Below are 25,408 nucleotides of genomic sequence, written 5' to 3'. Positions count from 1 at the left end.
CTATCTGGGCAGGCCGAGGATGCGCTCGGCGATGATGTTGCGCTGGATCTCGGAGGTGCCGCCCGCGATGGTCCCGCCGAAGCTGCGCGCGTACCGTTCGAACCAACTGGAGGAGAACACCTCCATGTTCATGTGGAAGTGCGGTGCCGTGGAGGCGGGATGGCGCAGCGCCCCGGTGCCGTGCGCCTCCAGGGCGTGCAGGCCGGCCGTCTGCACGGCCTCCGAGCCGAAGAGCTTGAGCACGGACACCTCGGCGGGGTTCCGGTCGGTGCCGAGTTGGCGGTAGCCCAGCAGCTTCAGCGCCTGGAAGTCCATCTGGAGCGTGGCGTACCACTCCTCGTCGCTCGGCGCGTCCCGGATCAGGTCCTCCAGCCGCTCGGCGTAGCTCAGCCACAGCAGGGTGCGTTCATGCCCGAGCGAGCCGTTCGCCACCTTCCAGCCCTCGTTCAGCGGGCCGATCAGGTTCTCCCTGGGCACCCGGACGTCGGTGAGGAACACCTCGTTGAAGTCGAGGTCGTCGGGATCGGCGATGGACCCGAAGGGCCGTCTGACCACGCCCTCCGTGTCGGTGGGGACGATCAGCACGCTGATGCCCTGGTGCTTGGGCGCCTCCGGATCGGTGCGTACGAAGGTCAGCAGCACGTCCGCGTCATGGGCGCCGGAGGTCCACACCTTCTGCCCGTTGACCACGAAGTGGTCGCCCTCCAGGGCCGCGCGGGTACGCAGTCCTGCGAGGTCGGACCCGGCGCCCGGTTCGCTCATGCCGAGGGCGGCCGTGAGCTCCGCCCGCAGAATGGGCGCCGCCCAGCGCTGCTTCTGCTCCTCGGTGCCGAAGCTCAGGATCGAGGCCGCGACGATGCCGACGCCCTGCGGGTTGAAACTCTGGTAGATGCGGCGCCGGGACATCTCCTCGGCGTGGGCCAGCAGTTGGGGCAGGGTGGCGTCGCGTCCGCCGTACTCGGGCGGGTTTCCCGGCACCAGCCAGCCCGCGTCGAAGAGCTTCCGTTGCCATACGCGCGCCCAGGGCGGCACGTCCGCGCTCGACCTGGCGCGGGGCACGGCCTCCTCGGCGGTGGGCAGGTTGGCGTCGAGGAAGGCGGCGAACTCGGCCCGGAACTCCTCGATCCCGGGGTCGGCGGCGAGTCTCATACCAGCAGCGCCTTCCTGTGCACGGCAGCCGTCCCCAGCAGCAGGTCACCGGCCTTGGCCCGTTTGAGATGGATCTGGAGTTCGTTCTCCCAGGTGTAGCCCATCGCGCCGAAGAGCTGGAATCCGCTCTGGAAGCAGAGCCGTTGGCACTCCCCGGCCGCCGCCTTGGCCATCGCCGCCGCCCTGGCCCGTTCCGGGTGGTCCTCGGCGATGGTGAGGGCGCAGTAGAGGGCGAGCGCCCGGGCCCGTTCGATCGCGACGTACATGTCGGCGGCCTTGTGCTTGACCGCCTGGAAGGATCCGATGGGCACCCCGAACTGATGCCGCTGCTTCACATGCGCGACCACCAGATCGAGGATGCGCCGACAGCTGCCGACGGTCGAGACGGCCAGCCCCATCAACGCCAACTCAGGTACGGCGCAGGCCAGTTCGGGGTGATCGACCCGGGCGACATGGATCGTCGGGTCGAAGACGGCGATGCGCTCGGCACGTATCTCGGTGCCGTTGCGGACGACCACACCGTCCGGCGTCAGTAGAGCGACCTCGTCCGCCCGGTCCGCGTCGAGGACGAACTCACCGAGGCCGTCGAAGACCGCTGTGCCCGAGCCGTTCGGCAGCCGTCCGGCAAGCGGCGCGAACCAGGTGGCCGTGGCCAGGAACGGCGTCGGATCGGCGGCGTACCCCAACTCCTCCAGGATGATCGCCAGTTCCACCGGAGGGGCCTCAAGCCAGCCCAACTCCAGGTAAGTCGACCAGAGTTGCTCCTCGGGCAGGGCTCGCGACTTCGCCACCGTCTCGCGGACCACGCGTTGCAGCAGCCGCTGGTCCTCGTCGAATTCAAACTCCACGGGCGACCTCCAGAAGGACCTTGCCGATGGCACCGCGGCCCAGCCGCAGCGCGGCGCCCACCTCGTCGAGCGGGTGGACGGCATGGATACGGGGGTGAACGGCCCCCTCGGCGAACAGTCGGTGCAGTTCGGTGCGGGCGGCGACCAGCTTCGCCCGGTCGTGCCGGGCCCAGCCGCCGAAGTCGAAGCCGTGGATCGTGACGCCCTTGAGCATCGCGAGGTTCAGCGGGATACCCGGGATCTCGCCGCTCGCGAACCCGACGCTGACGAACCGGCCGCCCCAGCGCATCCCGCGCAACGCCTGCTCGGAGTGCGCCCCGCCGACCGGGTCGACGACGACATCGGCGCCGCCGGCCTCCTGGAGCGCCCGTTTCAGGTTCTCGTACGGCAGCACGGTGTGGGCGCCGAGACTGGCGCAGGCGGCGCGTTTCTCCTCGCTCGACGCGACGGCGACCACCTCCGCGCCCAGCCGCAGGGCGAGTTCGACGGCGGCGAGACCCACCCCGCCGGCCGCGCCGAGCACCACGACCCGCTCGCCCTCACGCACGTCGCCGACCATGCGCAGGGCGTTGAAAGCGGTGGCGTGGGAGACACCGAAGGCCGCCGCCCGTTCCATGGACACAGCGTCGGGGACGCGGTGGAGGCTGCCGGCGGGGACGGCGACACGTTCGGCGAAAGCGCCGACGAACGCCGAGCCGAAGACCCTGTCCCCGGTGCGGAAGCCGTGCCCGTCCCGGGCCACCACCCCGGCGAACTCGCTCCCCGGAGTGAAGGGCACCTCGGCCTTCACCTGGTAGGCGCCCTCGATCACCAGCACGTCGGCGAAGTTGACCGCCGCGAAGTGCACGTCGACGGGTACCTCGCCCCGCGGTTCGGGGATCTCCTCGACGGTCACCGGACCGCCGAGGGTGTGACAGCGGGCGGCCCTCACAGCCGGGTCGTCGCGGCCAGTTCGGCGGCCTGGGCGGCCATCGTCAGGACCGTGTCGCCGTAGAAGGCCATCTTCGGGTTGCCGCCGTCGCCCTTGACGTGCCGGGCGTAGCCGCCTTCGAGGACGATGGCCATCTTGAAGCGGGCCAGCACCACGTAGTAGTCGATCTCGCCGACGTCCCGGCCGCTGACCTTGGCGTAGTGCTCCAGCAGGTCGGCCCGGTCTGGCATGCCCTCGTAGCTGACGTAACCCTTCTGTGTGCGGTCCTCGTCGGCGTCCGGCCAGCCCATGATCACCCAGGCGAGGTCGAGGAGCGGGTCGCCGACGGTGGCCATCTCGAAGTCGACGAGGGCGGCGAGGCGGGCGGGGGCCCCGTGCTGGAACATCACGTTGGCGAACTGGTAGTCACCGTGGATGATGCCCGGGGTCCAGTGGCTCGGCCGGTGGGCGCGCAGCCAGGCGGCTGCGGTGTCCAGTCCGGGTATCTCGCGGAACGAGAACCTCGCCAGGTGGGCCTGCCAGCGGTCCACCTGGCGGTCGTGGAAGCCGTCGGGCCGGCCGAAGCCCTCCAGACCCTGGGCACGCCAGTCGACGTTGCCCAGCCGGGCGATGCCCTCCACCAGCTCGTGGGCGAGGCCGGGGCGCAGGGAGAGGTCGCTCCTGAAGGGCTCGGGCCAGCCGCCCTCGACGTTCATGGGCGACCAGCCGTCGACATGGCCCATGAGGTAGAAGCAGGACCCGATGACGTCGGTGTCCTCGCACACCGCGACGGCCTCCGGGTGCGGAACGTCCGTCCCGTTCAGGGCGTTCAGTACCCGGAACTCACGCAGCATGGTCTCGTTGCGGCCCGGCGGAACCTTCTCGGGCGGCTTGCGCAACACCAACTGCCTGTCTCCGCGCCGGAGTTCGTAGATGTCGTTGGAGGTGCCCCCGGAGATGAGGGAGACCTCGACGGGTTCGCCGGGGGCGATGTCCCGGTCGTCCAACCAGCGGGCGAGCGACTCGGTGTTCACATGTTCTCCAGCTGCTTGCGGGCCCACTCCCGGCGCGCGGGCAGATGCTGGGTGGGCCAGAGTCCGGGGGTGGCCTCGTAGCCGCGCAGCAGGTCGCGGGCCACGGTGATCTTGTGGACCTCGGTCGGTCCGTCGACGACGGCCATGACGGCGGCGCCGGTCCACATGTCGGCGAAGGGCATCTCGTTCGAGACACCCAGGGCGCCGTGCAGATGCATCGAGCGGTAGACGATGTCGTGCAGCACCTTCGGCGTCAGGAACTTGATCGTGGCGATGTCCTTACGGACCCGCTTGTAGTCGTTGTACCGGTCGATCTGCCACGCCGTGTGGAGTACCAGCAGCCGGAACTGGGCCAACTGCGCGTAGGAGTCGGCGAGATCGGCCTGCACCAGCTGCTTGTCCGCGAGCCGGCCACCCTGTGTCTCGCGCGAGAGGGCACGCTCGGCCATCATGTCCAGCGCCCGTTGGCACTGCCCCACGACGCGCATCGCGTGGTGGACGCGTCCGCCGCCCAGCCGGGTCTGCGCGACGGCGAACGCCTGTCCCTCCCCGCCGAGGAGCGCGTCACCGGGGACGCGGACCCCGTCGTAGGCGATCAGCGCGTGCATGCCGTCCTCCGGGCCCTCGCCGAGCAGCCCGATGTCGCGCTCGATCCGGATGCCCGGGCTGTCGCTAGGCACGAGGAACATCGACATGCCCTTGTACGGGCTGACGTCCGGGTCGGTCACCGCCATCACGATGACGAACTTCGAGGTGCGGGCGTTGGAGGAGAAGTACTTGCGGCCGGTGATGACCCAGTTGTCGCCGTCGCGCACGGCCCGGGTGGTGAACATCGTCGGGTCGGCGCCGGCCTGCGGCTCGGTCATCGAGAAGCAGGAGAAGCACTCGCCTTCGAGGAGCGGGCGCAGGTAGCGCGCTTTCTGTTCCTCGGTGCCGTAGCGGGCGATGATCTCCGCGTTGCCGGTGTCCGGGGCCGCCGTGCCGAAGATGACGGGGGCCCAGCTCGACGCACCGAGGATCTCGTTGATGAGGGCGAGTCCGACCTGTCCGAAGCCGCGCCCACCCAGTTCGGGGCCGAGGTGCGGCGCCCACAGTCCCTGGTCGCGCACCTGTTGCTTGAGTGCCCGGACGATCGGGCCGGTCTCGTCGTCGAGGGGATGGTAGGCCCGGTCGGGGTAGAGGAGGTCCAGCGGTTCCACGCGCTCGGCGCGGAAGCCTCTGATCCACTCCAGCTTCTCCTCGAACTCGGGCTCGGTGGAAAAGTCCCATGCCATGTCAGACGACCCTCGATTCGACAGCTCGATGCCGCGCGGGCACTGCTCCGGAACGTCCGCGATGCAGGTGAGAATAACATTCTCATTCAGCGCGAGTAAGGGTCTCGAAAGTTGCGGTGCGTGATTCGGTAGGGAGCTTCGACTGATTACCGCCCAAGTGCAGTATCGTTCTGCCGGTGACCGCCATCCCCGAAGAGCCAGCCTGGCGCCAGCGCGCCGTAGAGCGATCCACCCGCGCCGCCAAACAGCGTGCCGAGCAGCGCGTTCAGCGCTTCCTGGACGCCGCGCAGGAACTCATCGCGGAGAAGGGGACGACGGACTTCACCGTCCAGGAGGTCGTCGACCGTTCGAAGCAGTCGCTGCGCAGCTTCTACCAGCACTTCGACGGCAAGCACGAGCTGTTGCTCGCCCTGTTCGAAGACGCGCTGTCCACGTCGGCGATCGAGATCCGCGAGGCCACGTCGGGCACGGGAGAGCCGCTGCCCCGGCTGCGTATCGCCGTGGAGATGCTGTTCGAGCAGTCGCTGCCCAACCCCGGTGTCCAGCGCCCCCTGTTCAGCGACTTCGCACTGCAACTGCTGGTCAAGCACCCCGCTCAGGTGGCGACCGCGCACCTGCCGCTGCTGAACCTCTTCACCGAGCTGCTGGAGCAGGCCGCCGAGGCGGGCAGCGTCCACGCGGACAAGCCGCGCAGGCTGGCGGCGCTTCTCATGCAGACCGTCATGTTCGCCGCTCAGGCCAACGGCGTCCCCTCGGGCAGCCACGCCCAGCCGGTGACCGCCGACGAGGTCTGGCAGTTCTGCCTCGGCGGCATCTCGGGCGCGTGAGCCACTCCGGGTACACCACGCCCACCTGACAACTGATCGCCCGCAGTGCCGAGAACATCGTTCTCAGTACTGCGGGCGATCGGCGTCCCGGCCGGGACCGGGGGGCGTCGCTTCAGCTCAGCGGCTTGGACAGTACCGCCTTGCGGTGGCTGAACGTCTCGATCGAGTAGCGGCCGTGGTAGTTGCCCATCCCGCTCTCCCCCACCCCGCCGAACGGCAGGTCGGAGACGGTGAGATGGGCCAGCGGCAGGCCGTAGCCGACCGCGCCGGAGGACGTCTCGGCGGCGATGCGCTCACGGGTCGCGCCTGACTCGGTGAACACGTAGAGCGCGAGCGGCTTGTCGCGGTCGTTGATGAAGCCGATCGCGTCGTCCAGCCCGGGCACCGTGACGATCGGCAGGATCGGGCCGAAGATCTCCTCCCGCATCACGGGCGAGGCGGGGTCGACATCGGCGAGGACGGTCGGCGCGATGTACTTCGTCGTACGGTCCTTGACGCCGCCGGTGACGACCCGGCCCGAGTCGAGCAGACCGCCGAGCCGGTCGAAGTGACGCTCGTTCACGATCCGGCCGTACTCGGTGGAGGTGGCCGGGTCCTCGCCGAACAGGTTCTCGACGGCCTTGGCGAGCGCGGGCTCCAGCGCGGCGGCGGTCTCCGGGTCGGTCAGGACGTAGTCGGGGGCGACGCAGGTCTGGCCGGCGTTGAGGAACTTGCCCTTGACGAGCCGGTCGGCGACGACGTCCACATCGATGCCGGTGTCGACGAACGCCGGGGACTTGCCGCCGAGTTCGAGGGCGACCGGGGTGAGGTGCTCGGCGGCGGCGCGCAGCACGATACGGCCGACGGCGCCGTTGCCGGTGTAGAAGATGTGGTCGAAGCGCTCGGCGAGCAGGGCGGTGGTCTCCGGGACACCACCCTCGACGACGGCGACCGCGTCCGTGTCCAGGTACTGCGGCAGCAGCCGGGCCACGATCTCGGAGGTGGCGGGAGCCAGCTCGCTCGGCTTGACCACCACCGCGTTACCGGACGCCAGCGCGCCGACGACCGGGGTCAGCAGGAGCTGGACCGGATAATTCCAGGGGGCGATGACCAGGACGACACCCAGGGGGTCGTACTGCGTCCAGGCGGTGGCGTCGGCGCCGAGGCGCTCGGGGACCGGCGCGGCCTCGGGGCGCAGCCAGCCGTCGAGGTGGTCGAGGGTGTGGTCGATCTCCCGGATCGTGAAGTCGATCTCCGTGCGGTAGGCCTCGGTCGAGCTCTTTCCGAGGTCCGCGTGGAGCGCGGCGGCCACATCCTTGCCGTGCTCCGTAAGCAGTTCGCGCAGGCGGCCGAGCTGGGCCCTGCGCCACTCGACGGGCTTGGTACGGCCTGCACGGAAGGTCGCGCGCAGCCGCGCCACGATGTCGCCGGGCTGCTCGGGGGACGTGGGCTGGTTCACGGTGCCTCGCTTGACTCGATGTACTCGACGTACATGCCAACCTGCCACAGGGTGAAATATATTCCATATACATGAAGATAACTTTAAGTATGCATTCAATCGCTTGAAGTGCTGTCCCATCTCCGTCAGTCGTCGACCTCGCCCAGGAACGGACGGACCTCGACCGGCAGGGTCGTCGCCAGGGCGGCCTTGCGGCCCCACTCCAGGGCGGCGTCGAGGTCCGGCGCCATGAGGAGGCAGATCCCGCCGAGGAACTCCTTGTTCTCGGCGTAGGGTCCGTCGATCACCTCGACCTCGTCACCCTGGGGTCGCAGTACCGTCGCCGCGTCCGGGCGGTGCAGTCCGCCCGCGAAGACCCAGGCCCCGGCGTCCCGCAGCTCCTCGTGGAAGACGTTCAGCCTGTGGTTGATCTCCACCATCGTCCGGGGCGCGGACGGCTCGCCGACCGGCTTCATGGCGCTGAGCAGGTAGTACTTCATCGCGTCCTCCTGGGCATCATCACTCTGCCCCATCTCCTACACGAAGGGAGCACCTCCGCGGAGGCGCAACGCACCGTGGCACCGGGAGAATCGTCCCCATGACCGCCACCGCGCACCCGCTCGTCACCGTCGCCCGTCGGCTCGCCGCCGAGGTCCTGGCCCCGCAGGCGAGCCGGGTGGACCAGGAGGGTGTACCCGCGAGCAGCATCAAGGCCATCAAGCAGGCGGGCCTGCTCGGGGTGAGCGCACCGAAGGAGTACGGGGGTGCGGGCGCGCCCGCCGCGGTCGCCCGGGAGATCGCCGAGATCCTGGCCGGGGCCTGCTGCTCGACCTGGTTCGTACAGACCCAGCACCACACTCCGGTGAAAATGCTGACAGAGTCTCAGTTCCCCGTACGGGAGCGCCTGTTGGGCCCACTGTCGACGGGCGCCCTGTTGTCGGGTATCGCGTACGCGCACCTGCGGTCCTTCCCTCGCGTGCCCGTGCGGGTCGGCTACGAGCGTGGCGGCTGGCGCTTCGACGGGACAGTCCCCTGGTACACGGGCTGGGGGCTGAACGACGTCATGCTGCTCGCGGGACTGTCGGACACGGACGAGGTGGTGTTCGCCTTCGCCGACGCCCGCGAACAGTCGGGGCTGCGCGCCTCGCCGCCCATGCGGCTGGCGGCACTCACGGCCGCCCGGACGGTGTCCCTGGAGCTGAAGGGCCTGCGCCTGCCGGAGGAGGCGGTCGTCCTGCGCATGCCGCGCGAGAAGTTCGCCCTCGTCGACCTGCCCCGGGCCACCAACACGAACCCGGCCGTGTTCGGGGTGGCGTACGCGGCCCTCGACCTTCTCGCCGCCCACCCGGACGCCACGGCGACCGCACGTTCACTGCGCACCCGCCTGGACGCCGTACGACGCGGCGCGTACGCCCTCACGGACCACCGCCGGCCGCAGGAGCACATCGCGGACCGGCTGGCGCTGAAGACCCGGGCGTACGAGCTGATGCGCACGGCGACGACCGCGGCGGTCGTGGCCGGGGGAGGCCGGTCCATGGACCTCGACAGCCCGGCCCAACGCCTGGCCCGCGAGGGCCTGTTCCTACTGGTCCAGGGCCAGACGACGGATGTACGCGGCGCACACCTCGCCGCACTGGCCGAGTAGCCCCTGAGGGGCGCGGGAACCTGCGCGACAAGCCCCACCGGGCCCGCGGCCGAAGCACCACCTGACCGCCTAACGACTGAACGGCACCTGTGCCGCCGGGGCGACGGCCGACGCGAACGGATGCCGCCACAGCCCCCGCGCGGCAAGCCGCGGCAGCACCCCCTCGCCGAACCAGTACGCCTCCTCCAGATGCGGATAGCCCGAGAGGACGAACTCGTCGATGCCCAGGGCGTGGTACTCGGCGATACGGTCGGCGACCTCGTCGTGGCTGCCGACCAGCGCGGTGCCCGCGCCACCGCGCACCAGGCCGATTCCGGCCCAGAGGTTCGGGTGGATCTCCAGCCCGTCCCGGTTGCCGCCACCGTGCAGGGCGAGCATCCGCTGCTGGCCCTCCGACTCGCTGCGGGCGAGCCCGGCCTGGATGTCCCGTACGGTCCCCGGGTCGAAGCCCGCGAGGATCCGGTCCGCCTCCGCCCAGGCAGCCTCGGAGGTGTCGCGGGTGATGACGTGCAGCCGGATACCGAACCGCAGGGTGCGCCCCTGCCGGGCGGCCAGCCCCCTGACCCAGGCGATCTTCTCGGCGACCTGGGCCGGCGGTTCGCCCCAGGTGAGATAGACGTCGACGTGCCGGGCGGCGACCTCACCGGCGATGGGCGAGGAACCCCCGAAGTACACCTCGGGGACCGGATCGGGGACACGGGCCAAGGTGGCCTCCTCGACCCGGATGTGTTCGCCGGTCAGGCTGACCGTCTTGCCCTCCCACAACTCCCTTACGACTTCGAGGAATTCGCCGGTACGACGGTATCGCGCGTCCTTGTCGAGGAAGTCGCCGTAGGCCTTCTGCTCATGGCTCTCGCCGCCCGTGACCACGTTGAGGAGGAGCCGTCCGCCGGTCTGGCGCTGGAAGGTGGACGCCATCTGCGCGGCGAGGGTCGGGGAGACGGAGCCCGGGCGGAAGGCGACGAGGAACTTCAGCCGCTCGGTGTGCCGGCTGACCATGGCGGTGGTCAGCCAGGCGTCCTCGCACCAGGCGCCGGTGGGGGTGAGCGCGCCGACGAAGCCGAGGTCCTCGGCGGCGCGGGCGATCTGGCCCAGATAGGCGACCGTCGGCGGCCGGTTCTGTCCGAAGGCGGTGGCCGGGGTGCCGTGGCCGCCGCCGACGACATGGCGGCTGTCGCCGTTGGTCGGGAGGAACCAGTGGAAGGTGAGGGACACCGAAGATCTCCGATCGGGACGGGCGTCGTACGTGACAGCGGGCGCCGGGCCCGCGAGCGGGGTGGGTCGTCGTCGGGGTGAGCGGTGGTCGGGGTCAGCTCGCCGCGGCGAGGAGCGGGGAGCGGCCGAGCGCTGCCGAGAACTGGTCGAGGACCTGGGTGAGGGCCTCCGCGGTGGCGGGGGCGACCGCGATGGAGCCGTCCTCGTGGGCGGTGATGTCCTTGTCGAGGGTGAACCAGCCCTGGACGATGTGGGCGGCGCCCATGGAGTTGAGGACGGGGCGCAGCGCGTAGTCGATGGCCAGCACATGGGCCGTGGTGCCGCCGGTGGCGAGCGGGAGCACGGTCTTGCCGGTGAGGGCGTACTGCGGGAGCAGGTCGAGGAGGGCCTTGAGGACACCGGAGTAGGACGCCTTGTAGACGGGGGTGCCGATGACGACACCTTCGGCGCGTGCGAACAACTCGGTGGCCTCGACGATCGCCGGGTGCCGGAAGTCGGCGCCGAGCAGGGCCTCGGCGGGAATCGTGCGGACGTCGAGCGGAATCACCTCGTGCCCCTGCGCGGTCAGGCGGGTGTCCAGGTGCCGTAGGAGCTTTCCGGTGCGGGAGGAGACGGAGGGGCTGCCGGAGACGGACAGGACGGTGGCCATGGGTCCTCTTTCTGGAGGCTTTCTTGGAACCGGTGTCGCCTGCGACACGCCAGGAGACCCCGGTGAAGTGATCGGGGTTGCCAGGTCGGTCGGGGCTCTTCGCCACCGAGGACCCTGCGGCCGACCGCGCGCCGGCCGCAGGCGACGAGGTCGTGGAGGAGGAGGGCGCGGACATCGCGCCGGAGGGCACGCCCATTGCCGTCCGGAGTGAAGTCCGGCGGTTTGTCAGGCGGTCAGGAAAGAGCGCGGCGGATCAGGACGAGGATCAGACCGCGGGGCGACAGGCGGCACTGGAGACGCGCGCGAGGTCGACGTGCCGTCGCCGCGTGAGGTCCAGTCGCATGTTCATGCATGGATCCTGACAGTCGCCGAAGACGGCAGTCAAGGAAAAGCCGACCGGTCTCGTATCGCGGACCGTCCGGCACGAACGGACCACGGGACACGCACCGTACAGGATCGGTCACCCAGCATCATTCGTCGTTTTTCAGCTGCACATAAGGGAAAAGTAAGAGCACAATGTAGGTACGCGGCATTTACCGCATACCGCATCAGAAGCGGTCAGGCCTGCACAGTCGAAGGAGACGAGTCATGGCCAATGTCTCGCACACCAGAGGTGACATCCACAGCCACCCTGATGTATCCGAAATGCGAGCCCGGTACGCCCGCATGCTCGGCGGTCGCGATGTCGCGCTCGTGGACGGACCGGTGTTCCTCGTCGGTCTGTACTGCGCGGCATCCCCCTGGATCCTCCACTACACGACAAGCCAGCCCCCGCTCGTGACCCACAACCTGATCATGGGCATCGCGATCGGCCTGCTGGCCCTCGGGTTCACCAACACTCCGGAGCGCATGTACGGCCTCAGCGGCGCCCTGTGCGCGATGGGTATCTGGATGATCGTCTCGCCGTGGATCGTCGGCGACAGCCCCGACGCGGGTGTGGTGCTGAACAACATCATCATCGGCGCCCTGGCCCTGTTCCTGGGGATGTTGAGTGCGGGCGCGACAGCGAGAAGCGCACCCAGGCCGTAGGCACGCGCGGTAGGTACGCGCGGAGAGAGGACGACGACAAGCACCTGTGCGTCGAGGTGAGAAGCGGGCCCGACCCCCTCCAGGGGCGGGTCCGCTCTCCGTTCGGCCCACCCGCCGTCGAAGGGCGCACGGCGACCTGGGGCCGCGCGGACTGTCCCGCGCCGGAGCGGGCAGTAGTCAGGAGGTAGGCAATACCGGCGAAGAGGGGCGGAAATGACGATCTCGAGCATCATCGGTGCCATCATCATCGGCGCCGTCATCGGCATCCTGGGCCGGCTCGTCATCCCGGGGCGACAGCGCATCGGAGTCCTCTGGACGATCGCCGTCGGTATCGTGGCCGCACTCATCGGTTCGGCGATCGCGGCCGGGTTGAATGTGTCCGACACGGACGGCGTCGACTGGGTCGAGTGGCTGATCCAGATCGGGCTCGCCGCCCTCGGTGTGGCCGCGCTGGACCGGGCGAAGGCACCGCGTCGTGCGCACGGCAGGCGCCGGTGACCGGGCGAGGGTGAGCGCTTGAGGCCGGGGCCCCCGCGTCGGGCCCGGGTCGGGCCTGGCCCCCCCGAGGTCCGGAAACTCCTTTGTGGGTGGTGGTCCGCCGAGACTAGTTTCGGCGGACCACCACCCACGTCCATGTCACGGAGCCCTCTTGACCCCGCGTATCACCGCACTCACCGATCCCGAACCCGGCGCGTCGAGCCGGCGGCTCGCCTGGCTGGCGTCCGACCAGGTCGGTGTACCGCTCGGCTCCGCCTACCTGCGCCTGTTCAGCCGGGAGGGCCAGGAGCATCTCGCCGAGGTGGAGATCTCCGTCCACCCCGCGGAACGGCGGCGGGGCGTCGGCGCCCTGCTCCTGGAGGCCGCCGTCTCCGCGGCCCGCGGTGACGGTCGACGGTCACTCCTGGCGCAGGCCGAGGAGGGCTCCGCCGGCGACCGTTTCCTGGCGGCCCGGGGATTTCACCGGGTACTGACTCTGACGTACGCCCGGTTGACACTCGCCGACGTGGACCTCGCGGAGATCACCCGGCTCGCCGAACTCCCGCACCCCGGCTATCGCTTGACGGCCTGGGAGGGGGCCGTGCCGTCCGCACTGGCGCGGAGCTATGCCGACTCGCGCCGCGCCATGGACGACATGCCGATGGAGGACACCGACTACGGCACGGTCGTGTGGGACGTCGACCGCGTCCTGGCGGCGGCCGAGGCGGTCGCCAAGCGCGGCGACCTGCTGTACACCGTGGCCGCGCTGGACACGGCGGACGGTTCGGTCGCCGGTTTCTCCGAGCTGGTGGTACCGGGCGACGGACAGGGCGACGGGCAGCACTACGGCACGGCGGTGCTGCCCGGGCACCGCGGCCGAGGTCTCGGGCGCTGGATGAAGGCCGAGTCGATCCGCCGGGCCCGTGGACGCCATCCCGGACTCACGGGACTGCTCACCGACACCGCGACCGGCAACGTGCCGATGCTCGGCATCAACGACGAGCTGGGGTACGCGCCCACGCACAGAGCGGTGGAGTACCAGCTCGGGTTGTGAGACAGGCACCGCCGGGCGATCCGGCCACCGCTCCAACTGCCAGGGCTCAGGGCTCGTACACGTACGGGGTCGTCGTGGTGAGGGGCTCGAAGCCGAGTCGCTCCAGGACGGGCCTGCTCTGGTGGGAGGCGTCGACCTGGAGGTAGCGGTAGCCGCGCTCCACGGCGTCGCGGGCGCGGTGCGCGACCAGGGCGCGGTAGATGCCCTTGCCGCGCCAGGCCTCGACGGTGCCGCCGCCCCACAGCCCGGCGAACCGCGTACCGGGCACGAGTTCCATGCGGGCCGCGCTCACCGGCTCGTCGCCGGCCAGCGCCACCACGGCCGTGATCGTGTCCGGGTCGTCGGTGAGCCGGGCGAGCAGTTGGTGCCGCATCCGGGAGCTGTCGGTGCCGAACGCCTTCTCGTGCACGTCCGCCACGAGCTCGACGCCGGTCCGATCGGTCACCGGGACGAGGCGGATGCCCTGGGGCGGCTCGGTCTCGAAGGTCAGACCGGAGACCTCACCGATCATCAGCGTCTCCTCGGGCTCGGGCGTGAACCCCGCCGTCCGCAGCCGTTGCCCGAGGTCGATGGGCAGGTCGTGGCCGTAGAGCTTCCACTCAAACGTCCGTCCGAGGTCGCCGTAGTGGCGGATCTGCTCGGCGATCGCCTCGTCGGCGCGTGCCGCGTCGAGGTCGGACCAGACGACCCCGTTCCACCCCTGGGCATCGGCGACCTGGCGCACCACCCCGCCCACTCGTTCGATCCGAGCGCCTGGCCCGTCGGGCTGCGCCCCTTCGCGCATGTCCCGGTCGTAAAGGGCTAGCACCGCTGCATGATCCATGTCGTTACTCCAGCACCCCGATGCGGCAAGCGCAACGGTATTGGCGACCGCGATACGTCACGCTTCAGGTTATTCGCATATGCGAAACATTGTTCGGCGCCACCAGAGCGCTCCGGGCGCCTGTCCCGCTCTCAGGGCCTACGGACGTACCCTGCACCCCGCACCCTGGAACCGCACCGCGAGGGAGACCCGATCAGTCATGATCAGGAACGATGAACTGGCCCACCTGCGCCGCTGCGTGGAACTGGCCGCCGAGGCCCTGGCGGCCGGCGACGAACCGTTCGGTTCCGTTCTGGTGGGCGGAGACGGTGCGGTGCTGGCGGAGGACCACAACCGAGTGGCCTCCGGGGACCGCACCCGCCACCCCGAGTTCGAACTGGCCCGCTGGTCCGCCGCCCACCTGACTCCGGAGCAGCGGACGGCGGCCACCGTCTACACCTCGGGCGAGCACTGCCCGATGTGCGCCGCCGCGCATGCCTGGGTGGGCCTCGGACGGATCGTCTACGTCGCCTCGTCCGAGCAACTGGCCGCCTGGCTGGCCGAGTTGGGAGTACCCGCGCCCCCGGTACGGACCCTGCCCGTCAACGAGGTCGCGCCCGGTGTGACGGTCGAGGGCCCGGTGCCGGAACTGGCCGCACAGGTGCGCGACCTGCATCGGCGCTTCCACACCACCGCACCCCGCCAGGTCTGACCCCCAAGGACACTGCCCGCTAACCGAGTTCGAGCGTGGTCACCCCGAAGACCCGCTCCCCCGCGAACTCCCGCACGGGACCGGTGTACATGCGTGCCGTCTCGAAGGACGGCGAGAAGCCCGCCTCCCGCACCATCGCGACGGCAGCCGCGTTCGGCTCGGGGACGTCGATGGCGACCTCCGTCCCGGCCGCGTCGGCGGTCAGCGCGGCGAACAGCGCCCGGGCGTCGTCGGCGGTGTCGGCGAACAGCGGGCCGATGCGGGGCGCGTCCCGGCCGGGGCGGACGACTCCGTAGCCGGTGACGGCACGGGTCCCGGGACCGGCCCCGGTGCCATGGGCATCGGCATCGGCATCGGCATCGGCTTCACACACGAAGGCGCGGTGCCCGGGAGCCGTCAGCCAGTAATCCAGGAAACGGGGCCGGTCGGCAGGGGTGCACAGGGTGTCGTACGCCGTGATCGCCGCAAGGTCCGTCGGCCGCACGGGACGCACGCGCGCCGGGGTGTCGGCGGCGGGGGCGGTTCCGGTGAACCGGACGGTTCGATGGGCGGGCTCGAAGCCCGAGCGGCGGTAGTTGTCCTGCTGGGCGACGACTCCGTCAAGGCCGACGGTACGGCTTCCGGCGTGGGCCAGTGCGGTCTTCCAGGTGGTGATCCCGTAACCGCGGCCCCGCAGGTCGGGACGCACGAGATAGAAACCCAGAAAGGCGTACGCGTCACCGTAGTTGACGACCGAGATCGCCGACACCGGCTCCCCGCCGACCCTGCCGACGAAGAATCCCTCCGGGTCCTGCGCGAAGAACCCGGCACTGTCCGACAACCCCGGGTTCCAGCCCTCGTCGGCCGCCCATCCGGTGACGACCGGCCAGTCCTCGGGCATGGCCCGGGTGACGACGAGGTCGTCGGAGACCGGGGAGACGGGGCCGGCGGAGGAGATCATGGAGGTGCTCCGTTCCGTTCAGTGGGGGGATGCGGCCCCATCCGACCATGGATCCCGAAGGCCGCGCGACCACCCGGCGCCCGGCCCTCCCGGCGCCCCGGCCTACCGGGAGGCGGGGCCCTGCCCACCCGCTTATCGTGATCAGGGCGCCGTCCCGGTCCGCAGCCGGGACCGCCTCAGGAGGCATTCATGCGGTCCGCGTACCGACGCCGGGCGCTGGCCTCGGCCACGACACTCGCCCTGCTCGGGGCAGGTGCGCCGACGGTGGCCGCGGCCGACGACGGGCCCGGCCTGTCCCGCTTCTACCACCAGCGGGTCAAGTGGTCGGCCTGCGCCGACCAGGCGGCGATGGACGACGTGCCGACGACCGACCTCCAGTGCGGCAAGGTCACCGTCCCGCTCGACTACGCCGAGCCCCACGGCGGCACACTCGACCTGGCGATGGCCCGCTATCGGGCGACCGGGAGATCCCGGGGTTCCGTGCTGCTGAACTTCGGCGGGCCCGGCGGCGCGGGGGTCAGCCAACTCGCTTATGAGGGCAAGGACTTCATGGGCCTCACGAACGGCTACGACGTCGTCACGTTCGATCCGCGCGGTGTCGGCAGGTCCTCCCCCGTCAGCTGCGGCGAGAGCGCGGAGACGGACACCGACACCGAGGGGACCGGTGGCGGGGCCGACGACGATCCGCGTGCCGTCCTCGAACATCTGCGCAGGGCAGCCGAGGCCTGTGTGCGCCACTCCGGGCCCGTGCTGCGCCACATAGGGACCGTCAACGCTTCCCGCGACCTCGACGTGATGCGCCAGGCCCTAGGCGACAAGAAGCTCAACTACCTCGGATTCTCGTACGGGACCCGGCTCGGCGCGGTCTACGCGGCCCAGTTCCCCACGAAGGTGGGCCGGTTCGTCCTCGACGGCGTCGACACCCTCACCGAGTCGCTCGCCGAGCAGGGCCTCGCGGGCGCCGCCGGGCAGCAGACCGCGCTGGAAGGCTTCCTCAACTGGTGCGTGGCGGACATCGCCTGTCCGTTCGGGCAGGACGCGCGCACCGCCCGCGAGCGGGTGGTCGCCCTGGTCGGCTCGCTCGACAGGGACCCGGTGCCGAGCGGTTACGGTGACCGCTTCTCCGGGCAGGACCTCGTGGGTGCCATCGGCCAGGGCCTCTACAGCAAGCGGATGTGGCCTCCCCTGGAGCGGGCCCTCGCCGCGTTGGTCGAGGACGGCGACGCGCGCGGGATCATGGGGTTCGGCGGCGGAGGCGCCGCTGTCCCCGCCCTGCCGAGACTGACCGTCGAGCGGCGGTCCCCTTCCCCGGACGCCGGCGGCGGGCTCGTCGACGAGGCCGAGGTACCCATCGACAACTTCCCCGCCGCCCTGATGGCGATCAACTGCGCGGACGATCCCGACCGGCCCACCGCGGCCCGGATCACCAAGGACTTCGCCGCCCTGCGCGCCACGTACGAGAAGGCGTCCCCGGTGTTCGGCCGCTACCGCCTGACCGAGGTCCTGACCTGCTATGGCCGTCCGAGGGGTACGGACTTCATCCGTACGGAGGTACGGGACGTCGACACGTCGAAGATGCTCCTGGTGGGGACACGCGGCGACCCGGCCACGCCGTACCGCTGGACCACGGAGACGGCTGAGCGGCTGGGTTCGTCGGCCGTCGTCCTCGACAACAAGGGCGAGGGCCACACCGGGTACGGGTCCTCGAAGTGCGTGCACCGCACGGTCGACGCGTTCCTGCTGGACGGCTCCCTCCCGGCCGACGGCAGCTCATGCGGTCCGGACGGCGCCGGGTGAGGCCCGCGCACGGGCACCGGGCAGAACCCCACTGCCGTTGGATCATCACGCCGGGGCCGCGGCAGCCGTCGCACTGCTCACCCCTACTGCTCCCGGCCCTCACTCCCCGCCGAAGGGGCGCCGAGGAGGTCGGACAGACCGCGGTCGACGGCGTCGCCGAGGTCCTCTTTGCCGGCGGCCACCACGGCGAAGGTCCGCAGCAGGAAGCGGCGCAGGGCCGGTGTGCCGAACTGGAGCAGGGCCAGGCCGTGCGGCGAGTGGAGTTCGAGGACCGTTCGTGCGGGCCCGCACGGCCAGATGTGGACGTCACCGCTTCCGGCGGGCCGCCGCACTCCCTCCTCCAGCAGGCTCCGGGCGAAGGTCCAGCTCACCCCTTCGCCGTCCAGGGCCGCCTCGGCCGGGAAGTCGATGTGCACGGCCAGCGGATCCGTCGAGTCGTAGCGGAGCGTGGCGCGGACGGGGAGCTCCTGCTCCTCCGAGGTGATCAGACGTGCCCGCGCGGGCTGTTCGAGGGTGACATCCATGGCAGTCTCCGCTCCGGTTCGGGCCGACGGTCGTGATGCCGACGCGTTGTGCCGACGTGGTGTTACGACCCCGAAATGGCCTCTCCGATTACGCGGAATCCACAGCTTTTAATGTGAGCTGCGTCACTGACATGCGTGGTTTTCCGCAGGGATCACGGACCCTTGGGCGATTCGGGGGCAACCTGACGATGCGCCCCCACAACACATCACCGCGCATCGCACAAAAGACCGTCGAACACGCGACTGAATGAGCGACCACTCATCTCCATCGATCCACCAAGTCGCGTACCCCGTCTACGACTTGACTTACCGGACGCGTACCGTTTCCGTAGCAGGAAAACCGTCCAAGAAGACTGTGGCATATGCCAGAAGCACCACCGTCCCGTGTGTTGCCAAATCCCTTACAGGGCGTCGCAGGCTGTGCAACAGTCGTAACCGGTCTTCCGTCAGCCTTGGTCGTACCGTCCCTTCATCGGAGTGCGTCATGCCGCCCCATCTCTCCGCGGACCGTCCAGCCGCCCAGCCGCCCGCGCGCGGCTCGGTCGACGCTCTCATCACGCAGGCCCGACAGCTCAAAGGTGACGTGGACGCCGTACGACGAGACACACCGGCCGACGGATCGGACCCGCAGGGACGCTGGCAGCGCGCTCTGTACGACCTGGCGATGCACCAACTGAGCGACCTCGACGAGCATTTGGCCCAACTGCGGGACGGACCGCAGCCCCTGCCCGAGGCCCCCGCGACCGCCGGGACACTGCCCGCCGTAGCAGCCGTGCCGACCGCTCCCCGGCACGACTCGCTCCTCAGCCGGGTCGGCAGCGCCGAGTGGAACCTCCTTACGGACGAGGCCAGTTGGTCCGGTGAGCTGTACCAGATCCTCGGCCGGGATCCCGCCGCGGACCCCCTCACCCTCGACGAGCTTCCCTCCCTGGTCCTCGACGAGGACCGGCCGAGGCTCACCGCGATGGTCACGGACTGTCTGATCGACGCCAAGCCCATCGACGGCGAGTTCCGCGTCGTGCGGCCCGACGGCGGCGTACGGACCGTGCACATGATGGGCGAGCCTGTGCTCGACGCCGACGGCAGCACCGCCTCCATGTGGGCCGTGCTCCGCGACGTCAGCGAACTGCGCCGCAGCCAGCGGACGGTGAGCGAGACCCGTGACTCGTTGCAGCGTCACCGGCACCACGCGCAGTCCGAGCGCCGGCTCGCGGTCGAGTTGCAGGAGGCTGTGCTGCCGCCGTGGCGCGGCTCCCTGCGGCTCCCGCACCAGGGCCCCGAGTCCCTCGATCTGGCCGCCCGCTACCTCCCCTCCTCGACGAGCGCACTGATCGGCGGCGACTGGTACGACGCGCTCGAACTGTCCGACGGCGACACCCTGTTGAGCGTCGGCGACCTCACCGGACACGGAGTGACCGTGACCTCCGGCATGGCGATGCTGCTGGGCGCGCTGCGCGGCATGGCGGTGGCGGGCACCCAGCCGGGCCAACTCATGACCTGGCTCAACCAGTTACTCGACGCGTCCGTCCAGCCGGCTCTGGGCAGCGCGGTCTGCTGCCGCTACCGGCCGAACACCCGCACTCTCACCTGGGCCCAGGCGGGACACCCCGCCCCGCTGCTGTTCCGCGACGGGACGGGGCGCGTGCTGAACCCACCGGACGGCGTTCTCCTCGGCGCGACCTCGGGCGCCGTCTACGGACAGGCCGAAGAGACCCTCGAACCCGGCGATGTGCTCCTCCTCCACACCGACGGACTGGTACCCGGACTCCGGGAAGGCACCACCGCCGCGCACCGTCTGCTCGAACTGGCCCCACGCTTCGGCGAGGCGCGGACCGCGCAGGACTGTGTACGGGCGGTGGTGGAGGAGTTCGGGGAGACCGAGCGCGAGGACGACGCCTGTGTACTCGTCGCCAGGGTGACCCCGTAGAGAGGCCTAGACCCGCGCGTTGTTCCCGCCCCTCCCCCTCGTCTGCTTGGGCAGCGACAGTTTGATCTCCTCGCGGAGTTCGTTGATCTTGGGAAAGCTGGAGTACTCGGCGGTGAGCCGGTACATCTCGCGCAGCCGGTCCCAGGTGCGACGGGACGAGTTCGAGCCCATCGACACCAGGGCCAACCGCGCGTACCCGGCCGCCTGTTCGGGGTCGTCCGCGATGAAGCAGGCGGAGGCCATGGACAGGAAGTCGAAGATCTTCGACCGCTCCCGGCCGTCGACCCTCAGTTCGAGGGCCTTCTGGGCGTAGTACTGGGCCTGCACGGCCGCCGTCGGCTCGTGCTCGGCCAGGGTCCGGTAGGCCAGGGCCTGCATGCCGTACAGGTCCTCCGCCTTGAACATCTGCATCCAGCTCGGCGGCGGCACATCACCCTTGTCGGAGACGAAGAGGTCCTCCGCCTGGCCGAGGGTGCGGCGCATCGCCTGACCGCGCCCCATCGACGCCTGCGCCCAGGCCTCGACGGTGTACAGCATGGCCTGGGTGCGGGGCAGGGTCTCCTCGCCCGAGCCGGAGTTGGCGAGCTTCATGAGGTCGAGCGCGTCGTCGGGCCGGCCCAGGTGCACCATCTGGCGGGCCGCCCGGGAGAGCGCCTCCCCGGCACGCGGCCGGTCGCCGCCCTCTCGGGCCGCGTGGGCGGCGATGACGAAGTACTTCTGGGCCGTGGGTTCCAGGCCGACGTCGTGCGACATCCAGCCGGCGAGGACGGCGAGGTTCGCGGCGACGCCCCACAGGCGCCGCTGAAGGGGTTCGGGATGTCGGTAGGCGAGCATGCCGCCCACCTCGTTGAGCTGACCCACCACCGCCTTGCGCTGGAGTCCGCCGCCGCGGGCGGCGTCCCAGGCGCGGAACACCTCGACCGCGCGTTCCAGTTCCTCGATCTCCTGCCACCCGATGGGGGCGGCCTCGTACCGGTCGAAACCGGCGGGGTCGGCGGGATCCGTGCGCAGTGGATCGTCGAGGTCGGGTGCGTCTGCGGAGAGAGTCGGGTCGGTGTGCAGCCAGTCGTGCATGGCACTGCTGAGTGCGGAGCCTGCGGTGAGAGCGACGCCCGCTCCCACCAAGCCGCGTCGGTTGAGCATGAGGTCCATTCCCGTGAATTCGGTGAGGACCGCGGCAGTCCGTTCGGGCGCCCACGGCACGCCGTCGGGAGTTTCCGCACTCCCGCCGCCCGGCCGTTTCCCCACACGCCCGTGCCGGACCAGACCTAAGTCCTCTATGGTCACGACACGGCCGAGACGCTCGGTGAACAGGGCAGCCAGTACGCGCGGCACCGGATCGCGCGGGATCTCTCCCGTGTCGATCCACCGCCGCACCCGCGAGGTGTCGGTCGCCAGCTGGGGGTGGCCCATGGCCGCCGCCTGCCGGTTGACCAGCCGCGCGAGTTCGCCCTTGGACCAGCCGGCCAGGCCGAACAGGTCCGTCAGACGAGTGTTGGGTTGTCCGCTCACGTCAAGCCCCCAGGTTCTCGGCTGAGTTGACAGTAACCGTCTGTCAGTTGCTGAGCGACTATTCGCCAGGGTTCGCCAGGGTTCGCCAGATGGTGTGCCACTGGCCAACGGGTGTCAGGTAGGAATGCGCCACCCCGACCCGGTCGCCATCCCTTTACAGCAGGTGCACTCCCCAGGGTGTACCAGGGAGACCGGGCCGGGTAGCGCATGACCGTCGCAGGCACACGAAGGGATCTGTTTCTCCCATGTACGCAGCATCGTCCTCCGTGTCCGCCCCTCCGCGGCTGCTGCACCCCCGCCCGGGTGGCAGCGGCCCCTACCTCGACCCCGCGCGTCAGACGGCCCCGGCCCTGGGCGCCGGCGCCGGCCGGACACGCCGACTGCCGGGGATCGGCACCCAGCCGCTCAGCGGCAGACTCGACCTGTCCGGGCCCCAGGGCGCCCAACTGCGCACGGCCATCGCCTCGGTGCACCGGATCTGCCCGGAGTTCGCACCCGTGCAGGTGCTGCGCCGCAGCGGACGCTCCGTACTCCTGGTCGGGACGACAGGGCGCAGCACGGCCGTCGCGAAGTGTTTACTGGATCAGTCCCCGGCCTGGGCCGAACGCATCCGGCACGAAATAGCGGCGTACCGCTCGTTCGTCCGGCACCGCCCGCCGGTGCGGGTGCCCCGGCTGATCGCGGCGGACCCGGACAACTGCACCCTGGTCATCGAGCGGATGCCGGGCCGGGTCGCGGCCCTGCAGAGGCATCCGGCCGAGGCACCGCCGCGTGCGGACATCAGGGCGGCACTCAGCGCCATCTGCCGGCTGAACGCCTGGCGTCCGCCGGCCGGCACGTTCGACGCCCCGCTCGACTACGCGGCACGTATCTCCCGGTACCACGAGCTGGGGCTGCTCACCGACCGGGACATGGGCGATCTCCAGAAGCTGGTGCACGGCATCGCGCACTCGGCGGGCCGCCAGGGAATGGGCCAGTTCTGCCACGGCGACGCACTCCTGTCCAACATCCTCCTCTCACCGGCCGGTCCAGTGCTGGTGGACTGGGAGCACGCGGGCTGGTATCTGCCGGGGTACGACCTGGCGACGCTGTGGGCGGTCCTGGGTGACGCGCCGGTCGCCCGGCGGCAGATCAGCCAGCTCGCGCAGTCGGCGGGACCGGCGGCACGGGACGCCTTCCTGGTGAACCTGATGCTGGTACTGACGCGCGAGATCCGTACGTACGAGCTGGCCGTGCAGCGTTCGATGCACGAGACGACCCCGGCGGCACCGGGACCGGCCCACCAGGGTGCTGCGCCGTCCGGCGAGGAACAGCGGCTGCTGCTGAGGCGGCTGCACGACGACTGCCAGCTGGCCCGACGGGCCGTGCGCGCGGCGGTCGGGACTCGCTGACGGGGGACGTGGGCCCGCGATGCGCCTGGACAGCGGCGCGTCGCGGGCCTTCGCCATGCCCGCACACGGGTCGCCACGAAAGTTCCCCCACCCCTCTTGACATGGGAAGTCTCCGATCTGTGGGCATGATTGACGAACCGTCGGGTGTTCGAGCCACTAAGGTGCTTACCGGCCCCGCACGTCCGCCGCTCCCCCCACATCCGCCCGACCCGGAGGCCGCAAATGCGAGGACACGCCACCGAACCAACCCTCCCCACCGATCCCGGGCTCAGACGCCCCCGCCTGCGCAGAGCCGCCGGAGCAGTCGCCTCGGCGGCTCTTCTGCTGCCGTTGCTGGGCGCGGCCCCGGCCGACAGCGACGACTCCGCCACCCGGATGCAGCGCGACTTCACCGCGGCGGCGGACCGCTACCACGTGCCGCGTGGCCTTCTGCTCGCCGTCTCCTACCTCCAGTCCCGGTGGGACACGCACGCCGGGGCGCCCAGTGTCACCGGCGGCTACGGCCCGATGCACCTCACGGACGCCCGCACCGCCCTCGCCGGCGCCCCGCACCACAGCGAGGGCGCGGAGGACGCGCGCGGCGACAGCGCCCGGCCGGCCCTGCACCCGACCACCGAGGTACCGGCGCCGACCGAACTGCCGCCCCGTCTCCGGACGTTGACGAAGGCGGCCGAGCTCACCGGCCTGCCCGCGGAGCGGCTCCGTACCGATCCCGCCGCCAACCTGGCCGGCGGCGCCGCGCTGCTGGCCGCCGCCCAGCGGGACCTGGCCGAGCCGCTGAGCGCCGACCCGGCGGACTGGTACGGAGCGGTGGCCCGCTTCTCCGGCGCCGACGACACCGCGACAGCGGCGGCGTACGCCGACGACGTGTACGACGTACTGCGCACCGGCGAGCGGCGCACGACCGACGAGGGCCAGCGGGTCGCCCTCGCCGCTCGTCCCGAACTGGCCCCGGACACAGCCCAGTTGCGGCGGACCGGGCTACGGAAGGGGTCCGCGGCGGGCACCGAGTGCCCGTCGACGGTGTCCTGCGAGTGGATCCCGGCGCCGTACGAGCAGTTCGGCGAAGGCGACTACGGCAACCACGACCTGGGCGACCGGCCGGCCTCCCAGAGCATCCGGTACATCGTCGTCCATGACACCGAGGGCGCCTGGGACGGCGTACTGAACATGGTCCAGGACCCGACATACGTGTCCTGGAACTACACACTGCGCTCGACGGACGGGCACATCGCGCAGCACGTGAAGGCGAAGGACGTGGCCTGGCACGCGGGCAACTGGTACATCAACGCCAAGTCGATCGGGCTGGAGCACGAGGGGTTCCTGGCGAATCCGGACGCCTGGTACACCGAGTCGATGTACCGGGCGTCGGCGCGGCTGGTGACCTATCTGGCGGCCAAGTACGGCATCCCGCTGGACCGGCAGCACATCCTCGGCCACGACACCGTGCCCGGTCCGACCACCTCGACCGTCTCGGGTATGCACACCGACCCGGGCCCGTACTGGGACTGGCGGCACTACTTCACGCTGCTGGGCCGCCCCTTCGAGCGCACGGCACATCTGCGGGGCGACAGCGCGGTGGTGACGATCCGGCCGGACTACGCGTCGAACCGGCCCACGTACACGGGCTGTGCCACGTCGGGTCAGGCGTGCGCGGCCCACGGGTCGAGCGAGGTGCGGCTGTACTCGCGCCCGGACACGTCTTCGGCGCTCGTCAAGGACATCGGGACCAATCCGCCGGACGGCACCTCGACGACCGACGTCAACGACGTCGGGGCGCGTGCCTCCACCGGCCAGCAGTACGCGGTCGCGGAGCGCAAGGGTGACTGGACGGCGATCTGGTACCTGGGCCAGAAGGCATGGTTCCAGAATCCCGCCGCGAATCCGACGGCGGTGAGTGCCGTCGGCGCTCTCGTGACGCCGAAGGACGGCCTGTCGGAGATCCCGGTCTACGGGAGGGCGTACCCGGAGGCTTCGGCGTATCCGGCGGGCGTGCCTGTCCAGGCGGTCTCGCCGCTGTCGTACAAGCTGCCCGCGGGCCAGAAGTACGTGGCCGGGGAGAAGGTGCCGGGCGAGTACGACTACGCCGTCACCTTCGACACCGCCTCGCACCGGGTCGTGGTCGGCAAGGACCAGTACTACGAGATCCAGTTCGGCCACCGGGTGGCGTTCGTCCGGGCGGCGGACGTACGGCTCACACTCTCCTGAGCCACCGACGACAGAGGTGAGGGCCGGTGTCCGCCGTGCGACGGAAACCGGCCCTCACCTCTGCGCG

The 25,408-nt window shown here is 70.6% G+C and carries 24 protein-coding genes; 10 read left to right on the top strand and 14 right to left on the bottom strand.

All coding sequences use genetic code 11. The annotated features are described in order from the left end of the window. Genes PV734_RS02350 through PV734_RS02330 form a run of 5 tightly spaced genes read right to left on the bottom strand, consistent with a single transcriptional unit; the run spans position 1 to position 5,215 of the window. On the bottom strand, positions 1 to 1,149 hold the full coding sequence (locus PV734_RS02350) for an acyl-CoA dehydrogenase family protein (RefSeq protein WP_319091789.1): 1,149 nt from the start codon (positions 1,147 to 1,149) through the stop codon (positions 1 to 3). After that, positions 1,146 to 1,997, bottom strand: coding sequence for an acyl-CoA dehydrogenase family protein (locus tag PV734_RS02345; RefSeq protein WP_319288628.1), 852 nt, complete (start codon positions 1,995 to 1,997; stop codon positions 1,146 to 1,148). The genes PV734_RS02350 and PV734_RS02345 overlap by 4 nt, the downstream gene beginning before the upstream one ends. Further along, on the bottom strand, positions 1,987 to 2,928 hold the full coding sequence (locus tag PV734_RS02340; protein WP_319288627.1) for an NADPH:quinone oxidoreductase family protein: 942 nt from the start codon (positions 2,926 to 2,928) through the stop codon (positions 1,987 to 1,989). Before PV734_RS02340 ends, PV734_RS02345 begins: the two co-directional genes overlap by 11 nt. After that, positions 2,925 to 3,941 carry a phosphotransferase family protein gene (locus tag PV734_RS02335; protein WP_319288626.1) on the bottom strand — a complete coding sequence of 339 codons (1,017 nt, stop codon included), beginning with the start codon at positions 3,939 to 3,941 and terminating at the stop codon, positions 2,925 to 2,927. The genes PV734_RS02340 and PV734_RS02335 overlap by 4 nt, the downstream gene beginning before the upstream one ends. Then, positions 3,938 to 5,215 (bottom strand): acyl-CoA dehydrogenase family protein, encoded by a 1,278-nt coding sequence (locus PV734_RS02330; RefSeq protein ID WP_319288625.1) that lies wholly within the window; start codon positions 5,213 to 5,215, stop codon positions 3,938 to 3,940. The genes PV734_RS02335 and PV734_RS02330 overlap by 4 nt, the downstream gene beginning before the upstream one ends. A 176-nt stretch (positions 5,216 to 5,391) precedes the next feature. Between PV734_RS02330 and PV734_RS02325 the strand changes: the two genes are divergently transcribed. Further along, complete coding sequence (locus tag PV734_RS02325) at positions 5,392 to 6,042, top strand: TetR/AcrR family transcriptional regulator (protein WP_319091784.1); 651 nt, start codon at positions 5,392 to 5,394, stop codon at positions 6,040 to 6,042. A 112-nt stretch (positions 6,043 to 6,154) separates the two neighbouring features. Here PV734_RS02325 and PV734_RS02320 read toward each other — a convergent pair whose 3' ends face one another. Beyond that, complete coding sequence (locus tag PV734_RS02320) at positions 6,155 to 7,480, bottom strand: aldehyde dehydrogenase family protein (RefSeq protein ID WP_319288624.1); 1,326 nt, start codon at positions 7,478 to 7,480, stop codon at positions 6,155 to 6,157. Positions 7,481 to 7,605: 125 nt separating this feature from the next. Further along, entirely contained in the window at positions 7,606 to 7,959 is a 354-nt protein-coding gene (locus PV734_RS02315) for a YciI family protein (protein WP_319091782.1), read from the bottom strand. A 98-nt stretch (positions 7,960 to 8,057) separates the two neighbouring features. Here PV734_RS02315 and PV734_RS02310 point away from each other — a divergent pair, with 98 nt between their 5' ends. Next, positions 8,058 to 9,104 carry an acyl-CoA dehydrogenase family protein gene (locus PV734_RS02310; RefSeq protein WP_319288623.1) on the top strand — a complete coding sequence of 349 codons (1,047 nt, stop codon included), beginning with the start codon at positions 8,058 to 8,060 and terminating at the stop codon, positions 9,102 to 9,104. A gap of 69 nt (positions 9,105 to 9,173) precedes the next feature. Here PV734_RS02310 and PV734_RS02305 read toward each other — a convergent pair whose 3' ends face one another. From PV734_RS02305 to PV734_RS45765, 3 genes are all read right to left on the bottom strand, one after another. Beyond that, positions 9,174 to 10,319, bottom strand: coding sequence for an LLM class flavin-dependent oxidoreductase (locus PV734_RS02305; RefSeq protein ID WP_319288622.1), 1,146 nt, complete (start codon positions 10,317 to 10,319; stop codon positions 9,174 to 9,176). A gap of 94 nt (positions 10,320 to 10,413) precedes the next feature. Next, positions 10,414 to 10,968 carry an NADPH-dependent FMN reductase gene (ssuE, locus tag PV734_RS02300; protein ID WP_319091779.1) on the bottom strand — a complete coding sequence of 185 codons (555 nt, stop codon included), beginning with the start codon at positions 10,966 to 10,968 and terminating at the stop codon, positions 10,414 to 10,416. 265 nt (positions 10,969 to 11,233) lie between these two features. Continuing rightward, the gene (locus PV734_RS45765; RefSeq protein ID WP_415924147.1) at positions 11,234 to 11,311 is read right to left on the bottom strand and encodes a putative leader peptide; all 78 of its coding nucleotides are present in this window, start codon (positions 11,309 to 11,311) and stop codon (positions 11,234 to 11,236) included. A gap of 245 nt (positions 11,312 to 11,556) precedes the next feature. Here PV734_RS45765 and PV734_RS02295 point away from each other — a divergent pair, with 245 nt between their 5' ends. The 3 genes from PV734_RS02295 to PV734_RS02285 all read left to right on the top strand — a co-directional run bounded on the left by PV734_RS02295 (position 11,557) and on the right by PV734_RS02285 (position 13,528). After that, positions 11,557 to 11,997 (top strand): SPW repeat protein, encoded by a 441-nt coding sequence (locus PV734_RS02295; protein ID WP_319091778.1) that lies wholly within the window; start codon positions 11,557 to 11,559, stop codon positions 11,995 to 11,997. 213 nt (positions 11,998 to 12,210) lie between these two features. After that, complete coding sequence (locus tag PV734_RS02290; protein WP_319091777.1) at positions 12,211 to 12,495, top strand: GlsB/YeaQ/YmgE family stress response membrane protein; 285 nt, start codon at positions 12,211 to 12,213, stop codon at positions 12,493 to 12,495. A 151-nt stretch (positions 12,496 to 12,646) separates the two neighbouring features. Then, positions 12,647 to 13,528: a GNAT family N-acetyltransferase gene (locus tag PV734_RS02285; protein ID WP_319091776.1), complete on the top strand. Its 882-nt coding sequence runs from the start codon at positions 12,647 to 12,649 to the stop codon at positions 13,526 to 13,528. Between the two features lie 46 nt (positions 13,529 to 13,574). Here the strand turns inward: PV734_RS02285 and PV734_RS02280 are convergent, their stop codons facing one another. Next, positions 13,575 to 14,351, bottom strand: a complete 777-nt coding sequence (locus PV734_RS02280) for a GNAT family N-acetyltransferase (RefSeq protein WP_319091775.1) — start codon at positions 14,349 to 14,351, stop codon at positions 13,575 to 13,577. 199 nt (positions 14,352 to 14,550) lie between these two features. Between PV734_RS02280 and PV734_RS02275 the strand changes: the two genes are divergently transcribed. Next, complete coding sequence (locus PV734_RS02275) at positions 14,551 to 15,042, top strand: nucleoside deaminase (protein ID WP_319288621.1); 492 nt, start codon at positions 14,551 to 14,553, stop codon at positions 15,040 to 15,042. Between the two features lie 19 nt (positions 15,043 to 15,061). Here the strand turns inward: PV734_RS02275 and PV734_RS02270 are convergent, their stop codons facing one another. After that, entirely contained in the window at positions 15,062 to 15,982 is a 921-nt protein-coding gene (locus PV734_RS02270; protein ID WP_319288620.1) for a GNAT family N-acetyltransferase, read from the bottom strand. Between the two features lie 189 nt (positions 15,983 to 16,171). Here PV734_RS02270 and PV734_RS02265 point away from each other — a divergent pair, with 189 nt between their 5' ends. Next, positions 16,172 to 17,779 carry an alpha/beta hydrolase gene (locus PV734_RS02265; RefSeq protein ID WP_319288619.1) on the top strand — a complete coding sequence of 536 codons (1,608 nt, stop codon included), beginning with the start codon at positions 16,172 to 16,174 and terminating at the stop codon, positions 17,777 to 17,779. A gap of 83 nt (positions 17,780 to 17,862) precedes the next feature. Here the strand turns inward: PV734_RS02265 and PV734_RS02260 are convergent, their stop codons facing one another. Then, positions 17,863 to 18,303, bottom strand: coding sequence for an SsgA family sporulation/cell division regulator (locus PV734_RS02260; RefSeq protein WP_319288618.1), 441 nt, complete (start codon positions 18,301 to 18,303; stop codon positions 17,863 to 17,865). Positions 18,304 to 18,787: 484 nt separating this feature from the next. Between PV734_RS02260 and PV734_RS02255 the strand changes: the two genes are divergently transcribed. After that, entirely contained in the window at positions 18,788 to 20,230 is a 1,443-nt protein-coding gene (locus PV734_RS02255; RefSeq protein ID WP_319091770.1) for a PP2C family protein-serine/threonine phosphatase, read from the top strand. Between the two features lie 6 nt (positions 20,231 to 20,236). On the opposite strand, the gene PV734_RS02250 is transcribed toward PV734_RS02255, so the two are convergent. Beyond that, a complete protein-coding gene (locus PV734_RS02250; RefSeq protein ID WP_319288617.1) occupies positions 20,237 to 21,742 on the bottom strand; it encodes a hypothetical protein in 1,506 nt (501 codons plus the stop codon). Between the two features lie 245 nt (positions 21,743 to 21,987). Here PV734_RS02250 and PV734_RS02245 point away from each other — a divergent pair, with 245 nt between their 5' ends. Both PV734_RS02245 and PV734_RS02240 read left to right on the top strand, forming a co-directional pair. Continuing rightward, positions 21,988 to 23,133, top strand: coding sequence for an aminoglycoside phosphotransferase family protein (locus tag PV734_RS02245; RefSeq protein ID WP_319091768.1), 1,146 nt, complete (start codon positions 21,988 to 21,990; stop codon positions 23,131 to 23,133). Positions 23,134 to 23,355: 222 nt separating this feature from the next. Beyond that, positions 23,356 to 25,341, top strand: a complete 1,986-nt coding sequence (locus PV734_RS02240) for an N-acetylmuramoyl-L-alanine amidase (protein WP_319288616.1) — start codon at positions 23,356 to 23,358, stop codon at positions 25,339 to 25,341. Positions 25,342 to 25,408 lie beyond the last annotated feature (67 nt).

This window comes from Streptomyces sp. AK08-02 (assembly GCF_033795085.1).
Lineage (GTDB): Bacteria > Actinomycetota > Actinomycetes > Streptomycetales > Streptomycetaceae > Streptomyces > Streptomyces echiniscabiei.
The sequence above is the reverse complement of the archived record's forward strand: the minus strand, read 5'-3'. Positions and strand labels throughout refer to the sequence as shown.

What these genes read in the sequence shown, in the direction of transcription:
- PV734_RS02350 (WP_319091789.1), bottom strand. Translation starts at nt 1,149, where the DNA reads ATGAGACTCGCCGCCGACCCCGGGATCGAGGAGTTCCGGGCCGAGTTC.
- PV734_RS02330 (WP_319288625.1), bottom strand. Translation starts at nt 5,215, where the DNA reads ATGGCATGGGACTTTTCCACCGAGCCCGAGTTCGAGGAGAAGCTGGAG.
- PV734_RS02315 (WP_319091782.1), bottom strand. Translation starts at nt 7,959, where the DNA reads ATGAAGTACTACCTGCTCAGCGCCATGAAGCCGGTCGGCGAGCCGTCC.
- PV734_RS02310 (WP_319288623.1), top strand. Translation starts at nt 8,058, where the DNA reads ATGACCGCCACCGCGCACCCGCTCGTCACCGTCGCCCGTCGGCTCGCC.
- ssuE (WP_319091779.1), bottom strand. Translation starts at nt 10,968, where the DNA reads ATGGCCACCGTCCTGTCCGTCTCCGGCAGCCCCTCCGTCTCCTCCCGC.
- PV734_RS45765 (WP_415924147.1), bottom strand. Translation starts at nt 11,311, where the DNA reads ATGCGACTGGACCTCACGCGGCGACGGCACGTCGACCTCGCGCGCGTC.
- PV734_RS02295 (WP_319091778.1), top strand. Translation starts at nt 11,557, where the DNA reads ATGGCCAATGTCTCGCACACCAGAGGTGACATCCACAGCCACCCTGAT.
- PV734_RS02290 (WP_319091777.1), top strand. Translation starts at nt 12,211, where the DNA reads ATGACGATCTCGAGCATCATCGGTGCCATCATCATCGGCGCCGTCATC.
- PV734_RS02280 (WP_319091775.1), bottom strand. Translation starts at nt 14,351, where the DNA reads ATGGATCATGCAGCGGTGCTAGCCCTTTACGACCGGGACATGCGCGAA.
- PV734_RS02275 (WP_319288621.1), top strand. Translation starts at nt 14,551, where the DNA reads ATGATCAGGAACGATGAACTGGCCCACCTGCGCCGCTGCGTGGAACTG.
- PV734_RS02270 (WP_319288620.1), bottom strand. Translation starts at nt 15,982, where the DNA reads ATGATCTCCTCCGCCGGCCCCGTCTCCCCGGTCTCCGACGACCTCGTC.
- PV734_RS02265 (WP_319288619.1), top strand. Translation starts at nt 16,172, where the DNA reads ATGCGGTCCGCGTACCGACGCCGGGCGCTGGCCTCGGCCACGACACTC.
- PV734_RS02260 (WP_319288618.1), bottom strand. Translation starts at nt 18,303, where the DNA reads ATGGATGTCACCCTCGAACAGCCCGCGCGGGCACGTCTGATCACCTCG.
- PV734_RS02255 (WP_319091770.1), top strand. Translation starts at nt 18,788, where the DNA reads ATGCCGCCCCATCTCTCCGCGGACCGTCCAGCCGCCCAGCCGCCCGCG.
- PV734_RS02245 (WP_319091768.1), top strand. Translation starts at nt 21,988, where the DNA reads ATGTACGCAGCATCGTCCTCCGTGTCCGCCCCTCCGCGGCTGCTGCAC.
- PV734_RS02240 (WP_319288616.1), top strand. Translation starts at nt 23,356, where the DNA reads ATGCGAGGACACGCCACCGAACCAACCCTCCCCACCGATCCCGGGCTC.